The 16,881-nt window shown below is 62.2% G+C and carries 19 protein-coding genes; 5 read left to right on the top strand and 14 right to left on the bottom strand.

Annotated features, from left to right (window positions below; translation table 11 throughout):
* Positions 1–24: 24 nt before the first annotated feature.
* The 6 genes from ACEK02_RS19505 to ACEK02_RS19480 all read right to left on the bottom strand — a co-directional run bounded on the left by ACEK02_RS19505 (position 25) and on the right by ACEK02_RS19480 (position 4,610).
* Positions 25–1,218, bottom strand: coding sequence for an ABC transporter substrate-binding protein (locus ACEK02_RS19505; RefSeq protein WP_371423222.1), 1,194 nt, complete (start codon positions 1,216–1,218; stop codon positions 25–27).
* 151 nt (positions 1,219–1,369) lie between these two features.
* A complete protein-coding gene (locus ACEK02_RS19500; RefSeq protein WP_089267813.1) occupies positions 1,370–1,594 on the bottom strand; it encodes a hypothetical protein in 225 nt (74 codons plus the stop codon).
* A gap of 62 nt (positions 1,595–1,656) precedes the next feature.
* Positions 1,657–3,528, bottom strand: coding sequence for a molecular chaperone HtpG (gene htpG / locus ACEK02_RS19495; RefSeq protein ID WP_371423221.1), 1,872 nt, complete (start codon positions 3,526–3,528; stop codon positions 1,657–1,659).
* A gap of 121 nt (positions 3,529–3,649) precedes the next feature.
* Positions 3,650–3,946, bottom strand: a complete 297-nt coding sequence (locus ACEK02_RS19490; protein WP_371423220.1) for a DUF3303 family protein — start codon at positions 3,944–3,946, stop codon at positions 3,650–3,652.
* Positions 3,947–3,968: 22 nt separating this feature from the next.
* Positions 3,969–4,178, bottom strand: coding sequence for a hypothetical protein (locus ACEK02_RS19485; protein WP_371423219.1), 210 nt, complete (start codon positions 4,176–4,178; stop codon positions 3,969–3,971).
* Positions 4,179–4,295: 117 nt separating this feature from the next.
* A complete protein-coding gene (locus ACEK02_RS19480; protein ID WP_371423218.1) occupies positions 4,296–4,610 on the bottom strand; it encodes a hypothetical protein in 315 nt (104 codons plus the stop codon).
* Between the two features lie 322 nt (positions 4,611–4,932).
* Here ACEK02_RS19480 and ACEK02_RS19475 point away from each other — a divergent pair, with 322 nt between their 5' ends.
* Positions 4,933–6,003, top strand: coding sequence for a methyl-accepting chemotaxis protein (locus ACEK02_RS19475; RefSeq protein ID WP_371423256.1), 1,071 nt, complete (start codon positions 4,933–4,935; stop codon positions 6,001–6,003).
* Positions 6,004–6,070: 67 nt separating this feature from the next.
* A complete protein-coding gene (locus ACEK02_RS19470) occupies positions 6,071–6,436 on the top strand; it encodes a glyoxalase superfamily protein (protein WP_371423217.1) in 366 nt (121 codons plus the stop codon).
* A gap of 35 nt (positions 6,437–6,471) precedes the next feature.
* Here the strand turns inward: ACEK02_RS19470 and ACEK02_RS19465 are convergent, their stop codons facing one another.
* Genes ACEK02_RS19465 through ACEK02_RS19455 form a run of 3 tightly spaced genes read right to left on the bottom strand, consistent with a single transcriptional unit; the run spans position 6,472 to position 8,884 of the window.
* Positions 6,472–6,993 carry an NUDIX hydrolase gene (locus tag ACEK02_RS19465; protein WP_371423216.1) on the bottom strand — a complete coding sequence of 174 codons (522 nt, stop codon included), beginning with the start codon at positions 6,991–6,993 and terminating at the stop codon, positions 6,472–6,474.
* Positions 6,994–7,008: 15 nt separating this feature from the next.
* Complete coding sequence (denD, locus tag ACEK02_RS19460) at positions 7,009–7,977, bottom strand: D-erythronate dehydrogenase (protein WP_371423215.1); 969 nt, start codon at positions 7,975–7,977, stop codon at positions 7,009–7,011.
* Positions 7,978–7,987: 10 nt separating this feature from the next.
* A complete protein-coding gene (locus ACEK02_RS19455; protein ID WP_371423214.1) occupies positions 7,988–8,884 on the bottom strand; it encodes an NAD(P)-dependent oxidoreductase in 897 nt (298 codons plus the stop codon).
* A gap of 269 nt (positions 8,885–9,153) precedes the next feature.
* On the opposite strand from ACEK02_RS19455, the gene ACEK02_RS19450 reads away from it, so the two are divergent.
* Positions 9,154–10,140: an ABC transporter substrate-binding protein gene (locus ACEK02_RS19450; protein WP_371423213.1), complete on the top strand. Its 987-nt coding sequence runs from the start codon at positions 9,154–9,156 to the stop codon at positions 10,138–10,140.
* A 103-nt stretch (positions 10,141–10,243) separates the two neighbouring features.
* Positions 10,244–11,938, top strand: a complete 1,695-nt coding sequence (gene ilvD / locus ACEK02_RS19445; RefSeq protein WP_371423212.1) for a dihydroxy-acid dehydratase — start codon at positions 10,244–10,246, stop codon at positions 11,936–11,938.
* Positions 11,939–12,044: 106 nt separating this feature from the next.
* Here the strand turns inward: ilvD and ACEK02_RS19440 are convergent, their stop codons facing one another.
* From ACEK02_RS19440 to ACEK02_RS19430, 3 genes are all read right to left on the bottom strand, one after another.
* On the bottom strand, positions 12,045–12,860 hold the full coding sequence (locus ACEK02_RS19440; RefSeq protein ID WP_371423211.1) for a 3-keto-5-aminohexanoate cleavage protein: 816 nt from the start codon (positions 12,858–12,860) through the stop codon (positions 12,045–12,047).
* A 3-nt stretch (positions 12,861–12,863) separates the two neighbouring features.
* Positions 12,864–13,208: a RidA family protein gene (locus tag ACEK02_RS19435; protein ID WP_371423210.1), complete on the bottom strand. Its 345-nt coding sequence runs from the start codon at positions 13,206–13,208 to the stop codon at positions 12,864–12,866.
* 99 nt (positions 13,209–13,307) lie between these two features.
* Complete coding sequence (locus tag ACEK02_RS19430) at positions 13,308–13,631, bottom strand: hypothetical protein (protein ID WP_371423209.1); 324 nt, start codon at positions 13,629–13,631, stop codon at positions 13,308–13,310.
* 211 nt (positions 13,632–13,842) lie between these two features.
* On the opposite strand from ACEK02_RS19430, the gene recQ reads away from it, so the two are divergent.
* Positions 13,843–15,720 carry a DNA helicase RecQ gene (gene recQ, locus ACEK02_RS19425; protein ID WP_371423208.1) on the top strand — a complete coding sequence of 626 codons (1,878 nt, stop codon included), beginning with the start codon at positions 13,843–13,845 and terminating at the stop codon, positions 15,718–15,720.
* Positions 15,721–15,743: 23 nt separating this feature from the next.
* Here recQ and ACEK02_RS19420 read toward each other — a convergent pair whose 3' ends face one another.
* Entirely contained in the window at positions 15,744–16,076 is a 333-nt protein-coding gene (locus tag ACEK02_RS19420; RefSeq protein WP_371423207.1) for a GYD domain-containing protein, read from the bottom strand.
* Positions 16,077–16,111: 35 nt separating this feature from the next.
* Entirely contained in the window at positions 16,112–16,510 is a 399-nt protein-coding gene (locus tag ACEK02_RS19415; protein WP_371423206.1) for a hypothetical protein, read from the bottom strand.
* Between the last annotated feature and the right edge of the window lie 371 nt (positions 16,511–16,881).

The raw sequence follows: 16,881 nt of genomic DNA, 5'->3' as shown, positions 1-16,881 counted from the left end.
TTAAGGAAGATCAGCGCTTCGATTTTACTTCGTCAGCGGACAGCCGCTCTCGGCTGCGGTCGGATAGGCCTTGTCGCCGGGCACCACGGCGAGCTGCTTGTAGTAGTCCCACGGCTTCTTCGATTCCGACGGCTTCTTGACCTCGAACAGATAGAGGTCCTTCACCATGCGGCCATTGGCAAGCACCTTGCCGCCCTGGGCGAAGGCGTCGTCAACCGGAAGTTCCTTGAGCTTCTTGGCGACCGCGTCGGAATCCTTTGTGCCGGCTGCCTTCACCGCCTTGAGGTAGGACAGCGTCGATGAATAGGTACCGGCCTGGATCATGTTCGGCATGCGCTGCGTGCGCTTGAAGAAGCGATCGGCAAACTCACGCGATTTGTCGTCGCGATCCCAGTAGAACGATTCCGTCAACACCAGGCCTTGCGCCGCCTGCAGGCCGAGGCCGTTGACTTCGGCCAGCGTCAGCAGGAGGCCCGCGAGCTTCTGGCCGCCGGCGACAATTCCGAATTCAGCCGCCTGCTTCACGGCGTTGGTGGTGTCGAGGCCGGCATTGGCAAGGCCGATGACCTTGGCCTTGGAAGCCTGAGCCTGCAGCAGGAACGACGAGAAGTCAGAGGAGTTCAGCGGATGGCGAACGGCGCCGAGCACCTTGCCGCCCTTGGACTTCACGATGTCACCGGTGTCTTTCTCCAGCGAATAGCCGAAGGCATAGTCCGCCGTGAGGAAGAACCATGTATCACCACCGGCTTCGGTCAGCGCGCCGCCGGTGCCGACGCCCAAGGCACGCGTATCGAACGACCAGTGGAAGCCATAGGGCGTGCAGGCATCGCCGGTGACGCGCGACGAGGCCGCGCCCACGACGATGTCGATCTTCTTTTCCTGATTCGACAGTTCCTGCACCGCCAGCGCTACCGACGAGGTGGTGAGTTCGGTGATCATGTCGACGCCTTCGACGTCGTACCAGCGCCGCGCGATGGAGACGGCGAGATCGGGCTTGTTCTGGTGATCGGCGGTGACCAGTTCGATCTTCTTGCCGAGCACTTCGCCGCCGAAATCCTCGATTGCCATCTTCGCGGCTTCGACCGAATATTTGCCGCCGTAATCGGCATAGACGCCGGACTGATCGTTGAGAATGCCGATCTTGACGCCTTGCGCCGAAGCCGATGTTGCAAAAAGAAGACCGCACACAGCAGCCGTCGACAACAGTCCGAATTTCATCAATGCCTCCCAGATTTTCAATTTGGGCGCACGCTATGTGAGAAGCTCGGGACGAACCAGATAATCTTTCGACTTAGCCGAAATGTGCAGATCAGCTTTGCGTTAGTTCAAGACCACGCCCAACGACGATTGCTGCAACGCACGCGCGCGGTCATTGCATGCGCTTTTTCAGCGCGGCGTCGATACAGGCGAGTTCCCGCTCGATCTCCGCGACCATCGAGACAGGATCGGTGTCGGAGATCAGGTGCATCTTCTCGTATGTCCCATCCTGAATGCTCTTCAGGATGGCCAGACGATCGTCCCGATAACCCTGCAGGCGCTCGAAATCGCCGCGTTCGGCGTATTTCGCAATGAGTTTTTCGAAGACGGTGCTCATGGTGGAATTCCTTGGCATCAAAAGCGCGGGGACCAATGCCCCGCGCCGTGAATGGTCAGCGATCACAGCCCGCGCAGCACCAGCCGGTTGAGACGGTTTGCAAAGGCCGCAGAATCTTCCGGCAATTCGCCGTCGAGAATCTGCGCCTGCTCGAGCAGGAGCAACGCGATATCCGACGCCTCGCCGCCAGCCGCCTTGTCGGCGCCCGCAATTTTCGCCACCAGCGGATGGCGCAGATTGATCTCGAGGATCGGCTTGGTCACGGAGCCTCTGTTCTGCATCGCCAGCATGCGCTCCAGCTCGCGGTCCGGGCCGGCGCCGCCGGCAACCAGACACGACGCCGAGCTGGTCAGGCGGGTCGAGGCCTTCACGTCGGAGACGCGCTCGCCGAGCGCTTCCTTGATGACGGCGATGGTCGCCGCCTCGTCGGTCTCGGTCTTCGGCTCGTCCTTGGTCGCGTCTTCATCAATGCGCGGGATCAGGTCGAGATTGACCTCGCCCTGGCTCAGCGACTTCAGCGGCTTGCCGTCGAAATCCAGCGGTGCCGACGACCAGAACGCGTCGACAGCGTCGGTCAGCAGCAGCACCTCGATGCCCCGTGACTTGGCGGCCTCCAGCTTCGGATTCGACTTCAGACGATCGAGGCTGTCGCCGGCGAGGTAATAGATCTCGGTCTGGTTCGGCTTCAGGTCCGCGACATAGTCCTTCAGGGAGCGCTTCTCGCCTGATGTCGTGGTGAAACGCGACAGCGCCAGCAGTTTCTCGCGGCGCTCGAAGTCTTCGTAGATGCCTTCCTTGATCACCGGGCCAAAAGCGTCCCAGATCTTGGCGAAGGTCTCGGCGTCCTTCTCGCTGAGCGTCTCCAGCTCGCCGATCACGCGGGTGGCCACGGCCTTCCTGATCTGCGTCAGCTGCGGATTGTTCTGCAGCATCTCACGCGACAGGTTCAGCGGCAGATCCTCGGCATCGATCACGCCGCGGATGAAGCGCAGATAGGACGGCAGCAGATCCGCATCATTGGTGATGAACACGCGACGGACATAGAGCTTCACATGGCCCTTGCGGTTCGGCTCGAACAGATCGAACGGCTTCTGCGACGGCGCGAACAGCAGCACCGCATAGGAATAGCGCCCCTCGGCGCGGTAATGCAGCGTCATCGCCGGTTCGTCATAGGCATGCGCAATGGACTTGTAGGCCGCGCTGTAGTCTTCCGGCTTCAGTTCCGACTTGGAGCGCTGCCACAGCGCGCTCGCCGAATTGATCTGGCGCGGCTCGGCATCGCCGTCCTTGAGCATGATCGGAAACTGGATGTTGTCCGAATAGGCTGACACGATGCGCTCGATCTCGTAGGTTTCGAGATACTTCTTCGCGTCGTCCTTTAGATGCAGCACGATCGACGTGCCAGTCGGCACGCTCATGCCGTCAGCGACCTGGCTAATCTCGAAACCGGCGCCGCCGGTGGAGGTCCAGGTGAAGGCATCGTGGGTACCGGCGCGACGGCTGGTGACGACGATCTTCTCGGCCACCATGAAGGCCGCATAGAAGCCGACGCCGAACTGGCCGATCAGGTTCGAGCCATCCTTGGCTTCGGTGAGGCGCGACAGGAACGACTTGGTGCCGGAACGCGCGATGGTGCCCAGATTGTCGATCAGCTCCTGGCGATCCATGCCGATGCCGGTATCGACGATCGACAGGGTATTGGCTGATTTGTCCGGAACGATCGTGATGTTGGGCGACTGGCCGTCGGGGATCAGCGACGGGTTCGCGATCGCCTCGTAGCGCAGCTTGTCGCAGGCATCCGACGCATTGGAGACCAGCTCGCGCAGGAAGATGTCGGTTTCGGAATAGACTGAGTGAACCATCAGGTTCAGCAATTCGGCGACTTCGGCCTGGAACGGCTGGGAAACGGGTGCAGCGGTATCAGTGGTCGTCATGGAAAGTACCCGATACTGGTAAGGGAGAGACGACGCATATAGCGACGCGGATTTGCCAAGTCCATGGCGTCAGGCGATGGATTCGGCACGAAATGACGGGTCGGGAACTGTAGCTGCGACCTTATTTTGAAGCCGCGACCTGCGATGCCAGCAGCTTCGCCGTCGCATCGCGATCGACCAGCGGATAGACCTCGAACTGCGCCGGAATGATATCGGCCCATTCATTCAGGATGCGATGCAGCACATCATTGCTGTCAACCTTGAACACCACGACCACGCCGCGGCCGACGCGGGGATAGATGTGCTGGCAGATGCCCGACGCCTGATACCCCGCCATCCACGGCCAGAAGCTTTGCCGGCTTGCCGCCATGTCGGACGGACGATCCGCGCGTGGATTCGAGATCACCAGAAACAGCATCGCTGATTTTCTCTTCTCTGAATCAGAATGCGTCAGCCTGCAGGGCGCCGTGATAGGCGCTTTCCAGCATGGCCAGGCATTCACGCGCACGTGCCTGCGCGATGTCATTGGCGGTCTGGGAGATTTCACGGAGATCGCGGATTGCCAGATCGACGGCGCTCAGCAGATCGATTTCGCACTCATCGGCCTGGGGGGCCACCGCACGCATGGGGAAGGGAATAACTACACTCACTGGGACGCCCACTCTTCACGATTGCAACGCTCGAATCACTCGCGACTATTTGGCCTGCGAATGGTTAAGCCAATCGTTAGGAAGCAACGGATCTGACGTAAAACTGTCGCGCCGCCGTCAATCCTGCCAGCGCACCGGCGGGATCAGGCTGACGTACAGGTCCTCACAAGGATCGTCAGACGGCTGGATCGCCGGCGCCTCGTCCTGTTCGGGCGTCGCATCGATGATCATGGCCGGCGACGGAAGTTGTGGAACGGCCATGCTCTGCTGCCCGCGCCGATAGGACTCGAATTCGAGCTGTTTGGCGAAATAGCGAAACAGGTCAGCCGCATATTTGCGCTGCTCGGGGCTGGAGGCCGAGGCGATCAGAAAGATCAGTTCGTCGGATATTTCCGATGTGGTCGCACCGGTCAGGTCTTCGAGAACGCTCATCACAATGGCTCAGCCTATGAAACCCTGAGCCTGCCCGAGTCTGGTTGATATCGCGTTGTTCGGCACAACAATCGGGAGCATGTGCGTAAGCATCACTAATGACGCCCTAATTTGTGCGGTCGGTGGCGCCGACCTTCGTGTGAACGTGGTCCACGCGCGATCAGACGCAATGAGACACTGCCTGTTGCGCGTTCCTGCCGCTTATTCGTGCACGGTTCCCGCAACCCGCAGCACGGAAAATTAAGCTCGGATTAACCATGACCGGGCGATAACCGAGAGGTAACTGGTTGCTGTCAACGGGGATGCAACAATGGTCTTGGCAATGAACCGCAGCAACACTTCTGCGCATGCCAATGCGACTGATGTGACCGACGACAGCTCCGATATCTCTGCACTGATCGGGCGCTTGACCGCCGAGGTCAACGAGATCGCCTGCGAGAAGACCAGGTCGATCCAGCACATCACCAACCAGATGAAGATGCTGGCGCTCAACGCGCTGATCGAAAGCTCGCGCGCCGGTGTGCAGGGCGCCGGCTTCGCTGTGGTGGCGCAGGAAGTGCGCAATGTCGGCCAGCAGGTCGAGACCATCGCGCGCGATCTGGAATCCCAGCTCACCGCGCGCACCGGCAGCCTGATGGCGTCGATCGAGAAGATGACCGAACGCTCGCGCGGCGAACGCATGATCGACCTGTCTCTCAATGCCATCGAGCTGATCGACCGCAATCTCTATGAACGCACCTGCGACGTGCGCTGGTGGGCGACCGACTCCGCCGTCGTCGACTGCGCGGCCGCGCCGAGCGATGCCACCATCGCGCATGTATCGGAGCGCCTCGCAGTGATTCTCGGTGCCTATACCGTCTATCTCGATTTGTGGCTCTGCGATCTCAACGGCAATGTCGTCGCCAGCGGCCGTGGTGACCGTTTCAATGTACGGGGCCAGAACATCGCCGGCACCGCCTGGTTTCGCGATGCCAGTACACTGCGCTCCGGCGACGATTACACCGCGGGCGACGTCGAGCGTCAGCCGCTCCTGGACAATGCGCAGGTCGCGACCTATTGCGCCAGCGTGCGCGAGGGCGGCAAGGCCAATGGTCGCGCCATCGGCGTGCTCGCGATTCATTTCGACTGGGAAGCCCAGGCGCGCGCCATCGTCGAAGGCGTGCGCGTCGACGACGACAAGACCCGCGTGCTGCTGGTGGATTCGAACCTGCGGGTGATCGCCTCGTCGGACGGACAGGGTCTGCTCACCGAACGCATCGCGCTGGCTCTGAACGGCCGCCGCAGCGGCTTCTATCACGACCGTTCGGGAGGCCTCGTCGCCTTCCACGCCACGCCAGGCTATGAGACTTACAAAGGTCTCGGCTGGTACGGCGTGATCATGCGCGGGGCGTAGGCGCACGATCTAGTTAATGACGGATTCGCTGCGATAATCTCCCGCACGTTACAAGCGGGAGACAACGATGACCGACGTCGCCTTCGAACCGGCAATCCCGGTGCTGCGCATCTATGACATCGCCAAGGCGAAGGAGTTCTATGTCGACTTCCTCGGCTTTGCGATCGACTGGGAACATCGCTACGGACCAGACTTCCCGCTCTATATGCAGGTGTCGCGCGGCGGCCTGAAGCTGCATCTCAGCGAACACTATGGCGATGGCACACCGGGCAGCGTTGTCTATATCCGCGGCAGCAATATTGCGTCCTTCGCGAAGGAACTCAACGACAAGCAGGCCCGCTTTGCGCGCCCTGATCCGACCGATACGGCCCCGAAGATCAGCGACCCGTTCGGCAATGTGCTGCGCTTCGACGACGCAACCAACATGCACTGAGCCTGTCGCTTCAGCCATCGCTGCAACGAGAGAACTTACCCGTTCAGCCAGTTCCTGATCTTCGCGAAGAATCCCGTGTCACGCCGCACGCTGACAGGCCCGGCGGCAACCGGCCGCACCGGCTCACCATCGACGACCGGCGCCGTGCTTGCTGCGGCCAGCGCCATGGGCCCGACCTGCGCGAGGAACGCATATTCATGGCTGCGCGTCAGCCGCGCCAGAGCGGCATCAAATGGCAGCCACGCGACTTCACTGATGTCCTTCATCAGCTTGCGTGATGGCGCGGGCGCGGCCTCCATATGCCAGAAATGCACAACCTTGGTCCGTTCGCCGAGTGGATAGGCCAGTGTACCAAGAAAATCATGCACCGACGCGACGTGGCCGGTCTCTTCCAGCACCTCCCGCTCGGCCGCATCGCGCGGCGTCTCGCCATTGTCGAGTTTGCCTTTCGGCAAAACCCAGTCGCCACGTTTGCGCAGGCACACCACGGCAAATAGCGGCGTCTCACCCCGCTGTACGACAATGCCTCCCGCCGCCATGATGATATCGCGCGCCATGATTGTCCTTAACCGCTAACGCACAAAGACGCCATCGAGGTCATCCTCGATATGAGCATGAATGATGGAATCGAAATCCGGTTCCGGCTGGAAACCCAGCGCCAGTGCACGTTTGGTATCGAACATCGTGGGCCATCCCGCAACCATCGCCATAGTGGCGGGATCTGGCACATGCTTGATGCGTGTCACAACACTGTCACCTCCGACGCGGCGTAGCGCCGCGATCATGTCGGCGACCGATGCCCGCACGCCGGGCATCATCACGGTGCGGCGCGCGCCGAGCTGGGCGCTGTCGAGCGTCGCACCATGAAGCAGGAATTCCGTCGTCGCGCGCGGACTGGCATGTGTCTGCCCGACGTCGTCGGTTACCGGCAGCACGGCCTCGCGCCCGGCAAGCGGCTCGCGGATGATATTAGAGAAAAAACCCGAGGCGGCAGCATTGGGTTTACCAGGCCGCACGCAGATGTTCGGCAGGCGAATTCCGATGCCGTCGAAGAAACCCCGGCGCGTATAGTCCGCCAGCAGCAATTCGCAAATTGCCTTCTGCGTCCCGTAGCTCGACAGCGGCGTGTGAAAGAAATCGTCGACGATAGGACCGTTATAGGGCGCGCCGAAGGTCGCGATTGACGAGGTATAGACAATGCGAGGGCGATAACCGTCCCCCATCGCGCGGATCGCCTCGAACAGATTGCGCGTGCCGTCGAGATTGACCGCGTAGCCTTTGTCGAAATTCTGCTCGGCTTCGCCGGAGACGACCGCAGCAAGATGGAAGATCAGATCGGGCTTTGACGCCAGCAGTGCTGCGGGCGCATCCGGTTTTGCAAGATCGACCATGATGCTGCGCGCGCCGGCCAGATCGCTGGGGACCGCATCGGCCATCGCCAGATCGCCGATTTCCCCACCGCCGACATGACCGTCCCTCAGCAGACGCTCGCAGAGCTTGCGGCCGATCATGCCGGCCGCGCCAATCACCAGAACCTTCATTCCTTGATCTTCACTCTTTGGGCGCCGACAGCTTGTAGATCTCCAGCGCATCGGCATCGGCACCGCGCACCGCCTTGCCCATGCGGAAAATCTGCGCCGCGAGCGCGGCCATCGGTACCGGCGTCGATGTGTCCTGTGCCACATCGACCACCGTATCGAGATCCTTCAGCATCGTGTGGATGTGGCCCAGCGGCGGCGAGTGAATGCCTTGCGCCATGCGCGGCACGAACAGCTGCAACGGGATCGAATCCGCAAAGCCGCCCGCGAGCGCTTCCGGCAGGCGTTTGGCGTCAATGCCGGCATTCACGGCAAGTCGCGTCGCTTCTGCCAGAACGGCCATGGCGCAACCCACAATCACCTGGTTGCAGAGCTTGGTCATCTGCCCGGCGCCGGTCGGCCCCATATGCGTGAAGTTGCGCGCCATCGCCAGAATATAGGGACGCACGCGCTCGACATCGGCAGCGTCGCCGCCGGCCATGATCGCCAGCGTGGCTTCCTCAGCGCCCTTGGTGCCGCCGGACACCGGCGCATCGATCCAGCCCATCCCATTCGCGGCCTTCAGCCGCGCTGCGATGGACCTGGCCTTGTCCGGATGGATCGAGGAGAAATCGACGACCAGCTTGCCGTTGCCGTCGGCACCGGACAGGCCGTTGCCGCCGAACACAACTTCCTCTACGGCCGATGCATCGGTGAGGCACATGAAGATGATGCTGGCATGCGCGACGACATCAAGTGGACTGGCGGCTGCTTTCGCGCCGACCTCTAGCAGAGCATTCACCTTGCCCGGCGAGCGATTCCACACAGCCACATCGTAACCGGCACCCAGCAACCGTTTGGTCATCGGCAGTCCCATCAGGCCGAGGCCGAGGTAACCAAGCTTCTCTTTATCGCCTGCTGCTTCCGCCATTTTGACGTCGCTGTCCTTCTGCTGCCGAGCCACGCTGCTCGCATCTGCGAGCTATCTACGCCGCGTCCGCAGCCGCAGCAACGACGATATCAGCGCCAGCGGGCCTGCCAAATGTTGCGCCACAGCACGAATGAATGTTGGGCACGGACCTCGCTTGCCAGAATATTTGAAGCATGAAAGGCTTCAAAACAACGGGGCTTGCCAGGTGGCGAGTTCGGCCATCATTCATTCATGGCCATGTTTGGCCATCTCAAACGGAGCGAGCGGGCATGAAGCTGGGTTCTTCGAAGTGGCTGATGGCGGCAGCTCTCGCGGCGGGGGCCCTGTCGGGCGCAGCGCAGGCGCAGACGATTCCGACCATCAGGGTCGGCTGGACCATTCCGGCCGAAGAATCCAAATACTGGATGATGAAGCGCCCGACCGAATTCACCAATCTCGGCAAGACCTACAATATCGAATGGACCCAGTTTCAGGGCACCTCGCCGATGACGCAGGCGCTCGCCGCCGGCGCGCTGGACTGCGCCACCCAGGGCGTACTGTCGCTGGCCAACGGCGTCACCGGCGGCAACCTCAAGGCCTATATCGTGGCGCAGCACGTGTCGGAAAAACCCGGCAGCTTCTCGGTCTATTGGGCCGTGAAGGACGACTCGCCGATCAAGACCATCGCCGATCTCAAGGGCAAGAATATCGGCATCTCCGTCATCGGCGGCGGCACCTATGGGCCGTTCAAGATGCTGCTGAAGGGTGCAGGCGTCGACCCCGAGAAGGACGTCAAGCTGATCGAGATCGGCTTCGCCGCTTCCGAGGATGCCCTGCGTCAGGGCCGCGTCGATGCGATCAACATGAACCAGCCTTTCGCCGCGCGCATGGAAGCCAAGGGCGGCACGCGCAAGCTGTTCTCGCTGAACGAGGCGATGCCGAACATCGTGCATATCCTCGAAGCTTGCCGCGCCGATTTCGTCGACAAGAACCCGGAAATCGCCAAGGCCTATGTCGCCGACATCACCCTTGGCATGAAAAAGGCGCTCGCCAACCGCGAAGAGACGCTGAAGGTCGTCAACGAAGTCATGAAGGCACCGATCCCGGTGCTCGAGACCTATCTGCTGAAGGACAACGACTTCGCCAGGGATCCCGGTGCTGCGCCGAACTTCCCGGCAATGCAGAAGATGCTCGACATCTACCAGGAGGCCGGCATGCTGCCGAAGATGGACGTGATGCAGTTCAAGCACCCGACCATCGTGGCGCCGATCCAGTAAGGCAAAACGCGGCATCTCGTTATATGATGTCCTGAGGCCACGCCCCCGCGGCGTGGCCTCAATGCATTCGACGACAAGACCAAGAAACCGAAAGATACGAGTGATGAAGAAATTGCGATCCCGCGTGACCACCGACGGCCTGGACCGTGCCCCGCACCGCGCCTTCATGCGCGCCATGGGCCTTGATGACGAGGCGATCGCGAGGCCGATGATCGGCGTCGTATCGATGAAGGGCGAGCAGACGCCCTGCAACATGACCCACGACTTTCAGGTCGACGCCGCCAAGACCGGCATTTCCGAAGCCGGCGGCACGCCGCGCGAATTCTCGACCATCTCCGTCTCCGACGCCATCAGCATGAACCACGAGGGCATGAAGTTCTCGCTGCTCTCGCGCGAGATCATTGCCGATTCCATCGAGGCCGTGATGCACGGCCTCGCTTACGATGCGCTGATCGGCTTCGGCGGCTGCGACAAGACACTGCCCGGCGTGATCATGGGCATGGTCCGCTGCAACGTACCGTCGATCTTCATCTATGGCGGCAGCTCGCTGCCCGGATTGCACAAAGGCAAGACGCTGACCGCGCTGGACTCCTATGAGGCAGTCGGCGCCTTCATGACCGGCGATATCGACAAGCAGGAGCTGGACGCCATCGAACGCGCGTGTCTGCCGACCATCGGCGCCTGTGCCGGCCAGTTCACCGCCAATACCATGGCGATGGTCTCCGAAGCGCTGGGCATCACCATGCCCAATGTCTCGATGATCCCCGGCGTCTATGCGGAGCGCGCGCAATTCGCCCGGCGCGCCGGACGTCTGGTGATGGACATGCTGCGCAACAATGGCCCGCTGCCGCGCGACATCGTTACGCGCAAATCGCTGGAGAACGGCGCCGCCATCGTCGCTGCCACCGGCGGCTCGACCAATGCCGCACTTCATCTGCCGGCCATCGCCAATGAGGCCGGTATCAAATTCACCATCGACGATGTCGGTGAGGTGTTCGCCCGCACGCCGCTGATCGGCAACCTGCGGCCCGGTGGCAAATATGTCGCCAAGGATGTCCATGACATCGGCGGCACGGCGGTCGTCATTCGTGCACTGGTCGAGAGCGGCCATATCGATGGTTCCTGCATCACCATCACCGGCCGAACCATCGCGGAAGAATACGGCAACGCCAACAAGGCCGATGGCGAGATCATCTACAGTTCAGCGAAGCCGATCCAGCCGGATGGCGGCGTCGCGGTGCTGAAGGGCAATCTGTCGCCCGATGGCGCAGTGATCAAGGTCGCCGGCCTGAAGAAGACGGTGTTCGAAGGCACGGCGCGCGTGTTCGAGGATGAAGAGAGCTGCGTCGCCGCCGTGAAGGATCGCAGCTACAAGGAAGGCGACGTGCTGATCATCCGCAACGAGGGTCCGGTCGGCGGCCCCGGTATGCGCGAGATGCTCGGAGTCACCGCGCTCATCTACGGCCAGGGCATGGGCGAGAAGGTCGCGCTGATCACCGACGGCCGCTTCTCCGGCGCAACGCGCGGCATGTGTATCGGCTATGTCTCGCCGGAAGCCTATATCGGCGGTCCACTCGCGCTGGTGCGCGATGGTGATCCGATCCGCATCGATGCCCCGGCGAAGCGGTTGGATTTGATGATCAGTGAGGCGGAGTTTGCGGCGCGCAAGGCCGCATGGACCCAGCGCCCGCCGCGTCACCGCGCCGGTGCGCTGGCGAAATATGCCAGGCTCGTGGGCCAGGCACCGGGCGGCGCCGTCACCCATGATGGCGGCGCGGAATGGCCGTGGTTTGAGTGAGTGGTGGTTTGAGGAAGTAGTCGTTCGAATAAGCCATCCTGGCGCCGGCAGTACGCTCCCTCTCCCTGCACTGCGCGGGGAGAGGCAAGAATGCGCGGCGCGTGGATTACTCCGCCGTCGCGGCGCGCAGCTCATCCGCCGTGGCGTGCTTCAATCCAACCGCCTCGATCGCGCGTCGCGCGGCGGCAACCAGATCCTGATTGCCCTTGGCGCGGCTGCCATCCGGCAGCAACTCGTTGTTCTCGAAGCCGACGCGGATATGGCCGCCGAGCAATGCGGCGGCGGTGACGCAGGCGGTCTCCTGCGCACCGAAGGCGCAGACGCTCCAGTGCTCGAATTTTGGCGCAGCACCATCCACGAACGGCAACAGATCGGCCGGGCTTGATGTCTGCCCCGCCGTATAACGGCCGAGCACGAACAGCACTGGCAGTTTCTCGAACGGCACCAGCCCGCGCTTGCGAAACTCGGCCAGCCTGATGGCATCCTGCGCATCGTAGAGAATGATCTGCGGCGTCACGCGCTCGCGCTTCATCCAGCCGAGCAGATCGGCGAAGGCCTGCTCCTCGCCGGCATCGGGCACCAGTTCGCGCAGCGCGAGCGACGCCGCTTCCGGCTTCACCGCCTGCACCACGGCGCGCTGCTGCGCCGGCGTGTATTTGCCGAGCGCCTCGGAGGTGATCTGGATCACGAGCCTGTCGCCGACTGCGCTGCGGATGGCCGCGATGGCGTCCCGATAGGCCGCCGCATCGAGCAGGTGACTGCCGTCGGGATTGCGGACATGAGCATGGATCATGGCCGCACCTGCCTCACAGCAATGCGCGGCCGCCACCGCCAGCTCCGCCGGCGTCAGCGGCACGGCGGGATGGTCGGCCTTGACCTTGCGGCCGCCGTTGGGGGCGACCGCAATGGCAACGGGTGACATCGCTTACGGAATCGCTGCGATGACGGCGATCTCGACCTTGATGGCGGGGTCGGCGAGCTTCGACTCGACGCAGGCGCGTGCCGGACCGACCTCGGGCACCCACGCATCCCAGATCGTGTTCATGGCATCGCGATCGTTGATATTCGGCAGCCAGACGGTGGCGCTGAGGATGTTGTTCTTGTCGGTGCCGGCTTCCTTGAGGAGCGCGTCGATCTTGTCGAGCACCTGCTTGGTCTGCGTCTTGACGTCGCCGCTATATTCATCGGGAACCTGACCGGCGAGATAGACGGTGTTGCCATGGATGGAAGCCTGGCTGAGACGCTTGCCGGGACCGAGACGCTTGATCATGCAGAAGTCTTTCATTGCTGGAACGTGGAAACGCGCGAACCTTCCCCGCTCAGGGAACGTGCGTCAAGGGTGTCCGCAGTCCGGCAAACGAGAGCTGCTCTATTCCGCGGCGCGGGCCCGCTTCACCGCATCGTCCATCAGCGCCTTTGGCGCCGGCAGCCGCAACCGGCGGCCATGCTGCAGATATAACAGCGCAACACGCTTCGGATCGGACAGGTTCCAGATTTCGACCGCGGGCAGCCGCCCCACCAGCGTCACGGGCGGCCTATGCGCGATGACATGGGACAGGATCGCCGATTTCGGCCCCTTCCTGAATTTCCGGCGCGCTTTTCGCGCGGCATTCTCATTGGCCGCCAGCCAACGTATCCTGGGTCCGCGGCGACGGTTCAGAAGCCATGAAAAGATTCGCAAAATGAATGGCATACGGCTTTTCTTTTTGCCCGATTGCAGCGACGCCGGCGCGCTCGCGCTGTCCTGTCTTAGACCGGTTCATCGACAGGGGTAAAGCGGCGCGATCAAGGCGAAACGTCGCGATGTCAGGGAATGACACATTCCCCGCGAAATGCCCATTTCCCAGGGAGCGACGCATCCCCCAGGATATACGCGACCGGCGAATCAGGAATAGACCTGCGCCATGTCCGTTCCCGCCGGCGCCTCGCGTCAATCGAAAAATCAGCCAGACGCGTTCCAGACCTCGGACGCATTGTCCGTGCTGCATTCGGTGTTCGGCCTGCCGGGGTTTCGCGGTGCGCAGGAAGATATTGTTCGCCACGTGACCGATGGCGGCAATTGCCTGGTGCTGATGCCGACCGGCGGCGGCAAGTCCCTGTGTTATCAGTTGCCATCCCTGCTGCGCCCGGGCTGCGGTATCGTCGTGTCGCCCTTGATCGCGCTGATGCGCGACCAGGTCGCTGGCCTCCTCGAAGCAGGCGTCAAGGCGGCGGTGCTGAATTCCACGCTCTCCTGGGACGAGGCCAACGAGGTCGAGCGGCAATTGCTCGCTGGCGAACTCGACCTTCTCTATGTCGCGCCGGAGCGGCTGGTCACACCGCGCTGCCTCGCAATGCTCGGCCGTGCCCGGATCGCCCTCTTTGCCATCGATGAGGCGCATTGCGTGGCGCAATGGGGCCACGACTTCCGGCCCGAATATATCGGCCTCTCGGTCATCGCCGAACGGTTCCCGAACGTTCCGCGCATCGCGCTGACGGCCACCGCCGACGATCTGACCCGGCAGGAGATCGTGCAGCGGCTGGGTCTCGACGACGCCCCGAATTTCGTGGCGAGTTTCGACAGGCCCAACATCAAATACGAAATCGTCGACAAGACCAACGCGCAGAAGCAATTGCAGGCTTTCATCAGCGACCGGCATTCCGGCGAGGCCGGCGTGGTCTATTGCCTGTCGCGCGCCAAGGTCGAGGACACCGCAGCCGCCTTGAACAAGGCCGGCATTCTCGCATTGCCCTATCACGCCGGCCTCGACGCGCGCCTGCGCGAGACCAATCAGGACCGTTTCATCAATGAGGACGGTGTGGTGATCGTCGCCACCGTCGCCTTCGGCATGGGCATCGACAAGCCCGACGTGCGTTTCGTCTGCCATCTTGATCTGCCGAAGAGCATCGAGGCCTATTATCAGGAGACCGGGCGCGCCGGCCGCGACGGCAAGCCGTCCAATGCCTGGATGGCCTATGGCCTGTCCGACATCGTGCAGCAGCGCCGCATGATCGACGAGTCCACCGGCTCCGAGACCTTCAAGCGCGTGTCCATCGGCAAGCTCGATGCGCTGGTCGGCCTCGCCGAGACCGTCGATTGCCGGCGCACGCGGCTGCTGGGTTACTTCGGCGAAGAGGCCACCGGCACGCGCTGCGGCAATTGCGATAATTGCCTGACGCCGCCCAAGGTCTGGAACGGCAGCGTCGCCGCGCAGAAGCTGCTGTCCTGCGCCTATCGCACGGGGCAGAAATTCGGTGCCATGCATCTGGTGGACGTCCTGATCGGCCGCCTCACCGATAAGGTCAAGCAATTCGGCCACGACAAGCTCTCGGTCTTCGGCATCGGCGGCGAGCTCACCGAGAAGCAATGGCGTGCGGTGATGCGGCAACTGGTGGCGCGCGGCTTTCTCTATGCAGATGCGGACGCCTTCAATGCGCTGAAGCTCACCGAAGAAGCGCGCGGTGTGCTGAAGGGCGAGATCGAGCTGATGTTCCGCGAGGAAACCGGCGGCACCGGCCGTGCCCCGCGCAGCAAATCCCGCCGCGGTGATCTCGCGGCACCGCGCAGCGACAATGCCAATCCTGATCTGCTCGGCGTGCTGCGCGCCTGGCGCTCGGAGGTCGCACGCAAGCGCAACGTGCCGGCCTATGTTGTCCTGCACGACGCCACCATCGACGGCATCGCAAGCGCGCATCCCACAACGCTCGACCAGCTTCGCGAAATCCCGGGGATCGGCGACAAGAAGCTGGAACATTACGGCGCGGAGATCCTCGCTCTGGTGAATGCGACGCCGGGACGATAGCCGGTGACTGAAGCCACCGATGTCTATCGGGCAGGCTTGTAACCCTTGATGACGGCCCCCGACTTCTTCAGGGCCGCCACAAGTTCTGCCCCGGTCATCAATGCCGTCGTCTGGCTGGACTTGATGGCGCCACCGGCCGCGATCGCAACGGCGATGGCCGCCATGCTCTCGATATCCGGCACATCGGCGATCAGCATCACGTCATATTCGCCCAGGCAATACCAACCACCGATCAATTGTCCTCCGACCACCTCTGTCGTCTGCCGTCCAACAGATTCAACGCGGTTTTGCGGATTCTTCATTTGCGCGGCCCATGATTCCGGCGTGTAGGCAGCCTGATACATATAGAGCGGCATGTTCAAACTCCGTCAGTCGAGATTGTCCTGACCTTTCACCGGAAGAAGAGCGCGAGCTTCGCCTTTTTCACGGCACGGCCCAACGTTATTCGCGCGATGATACCGGCGGCGATCTGCATGGTGGCGCCGATTGCCCAGCTCACGCAGATGATGCCTGCCGTGCGGGCACTCATTGTTTCGCCCAGAATGATACTGGAGACTGACGTGATCGCCGTCACCGACGTTATGAAGGTACCGGCTGCAGTGAGCAGCTCCACCATATCCGCACTGTTGCCCAGCCCGCGCCATTGCGGCAGGCGCGTGCGGTAATCCGGAGGAATCTGGGGCAGATCGATGCCGAGATAGAAGCCGACAGCTCCGTAAATGATCATGGCGAGCACGGCTTCACCCGAACCAATGAGGTCGATGAAACGACTCGCCTCGGCAACGAACAACCCGCAGGCAGCCCCGAGCAAAGCGAGTCCGATCCGTTCGAGGACGTGCGCCAACCTGCTGAGGGGCGAGCGGCTGTGCCATGACGTGCTGGGCTTGATGATCATTCTGATCCTCGTCTGCCCATGATCTTCACGGGGGAGTTTTTAGGTCCGTCCTCCGCAATGACAAGCAGCAGTGCTTACCTAAATTGAGCGGGGCTGACGGCCGGTGCTACGGTGAGTTGAAAACAAGCGCTCGCATTCTCGCGGCGCTTGCGCGTCCGAGTTTTGCGCATTCCTTCCCGCCCCCTTGCGAGAGGGCGTGCGGAACGCCGGGTGCCCGATGCACCCCTGGGCCTGATGCCGATGCGGTCTTCCGCAAGGGTATGCAT

The organism is Tardiphaga sp., from assembly GCF_041424195.1.
GTDB lineage: Bacteria > Pseudomonadota > Alphaproteobacteria > Rhizobiales > Xanthobacteraceae > Tardiphaga.
Note: the sequence above shows the minus strand (reverse complement) of the source record. Positions and strands in the feature narration are given on the sequence as shown.

Coding starts and splice junctions, on each gene's coding strand:
- ACEK02_RS19450 (WP_371423213.1), top strand. CDS start 9,154: ATGAAGCTGGGTTCTTCGAAGTGGCTGATGGCGGCAGCTCTCGCGGCG.
- ilvD (WP_371423212.1), top strand. CDS start 10,244: ATGAAGAAATTGCGATCCCGCGTGACCACCGACGGCCTGGACCGTGCC.
- ACEK02_RS19505 (WP_371423222.1), bottom strand. CDS start 1,218: ATGAAATTCGGACTGTTGTCGACGGCTGCTGTGTGCGGTCTTCTTTTT.
- denD (WP_371423215.1), bottom strand. CDS start 7,977: ATGAAGGTTCTGGTGATTGGCGCGGCCGGCATGATCGGCCGCAAGCTC.
- recQ (WP_371423208.1), top strand. CDS start 13,843: ATGTCCGTTCCCGCCGGCGCCTCGCGTCAATCGAAAAATCAGCCAGAC.
- ACEK02_RS19500 (WP_089267813.1), bottom strand. CDS start 1,594: ATGAGCACCGTCTTCGAAAAACTCATTGCGAAATACGCCGAACGCGGC.
- ACEK02_RS19475 (WP_371423256.1), top strand. CDS start 4,933: ATGAACCGCAGCAACACTTCTGCGCATGCCAATGCGACTGATGTGACC.
- ACEK02_RS19455 (WP_371423214.1), bottom strand. CDS start 8,884: ATGGCGGAAGCAGCAGGCGATAAAGAGAAGCTTGGTTACCTCGGCCTC.
- ACEK02_RS19470 (WP_371423217.1), top strand. CDS start 6,071: ATGACCGACGTCGCCTTCGAACCGGCAATCCCGGTGCTGCGCATCTAT.
- ACEK02_RS19420 (WP_371423207.1), bottom strand. CDS start 16,076: ATGCCGCTCTATATGTATCAGGCTGCCTACACGCCGGAATCATGGGCC.
- ACEK02_RS19490 (WP_371423220.1), bottom strand. CDS start 3,946: ATGCTGTTTCTGGTGATCTCGAATCCACGCGCGGATCGTCCGTCCGAC.
- ACEK02_RS19430 (WP_371423209.1), bottom strand. CDS start 13,631: ATGCCATTCATTTTGCGAATCTTTTCATGGCTTCTGAACCGTCGCCGC.
- htpG (WP_371423221.1), bottom strand. CDS start 3,528: ATGACGACCACTGATACCGCTGCACCCGTTTCCCAGCCGTTCCAGGCC.
- ACEK02_RS19465 (WP_371423216.1), bottom strand. CDS start 6,993: ATGGCGCGCGATATCATCATGGCGGCGGGAGGCATTGTCGTACAGCGG.
- ACEK02_RS19480 (WP_371423218.1), bottom strand. CDS start 4,610: ATGAGCGTTCTCGAAGACCTGACCGGTGCGACCACATCGGAAATATCC.
- ACEK02_RS19435 (WP_371423210.1), bottom strand. CDS start 13,208: ATGATCAAGCGTCTCGGTCCCGGCAAGCGTCTCAGCCAGGCTTCCATC.
- ACEK02_RS19440 (WP_371423211.1), bottom strand. CDS start 12,860: ATGTCACCCGTTGCCATTGCGGTCGCCCCCAACGGCGGCCGCAAGGTC.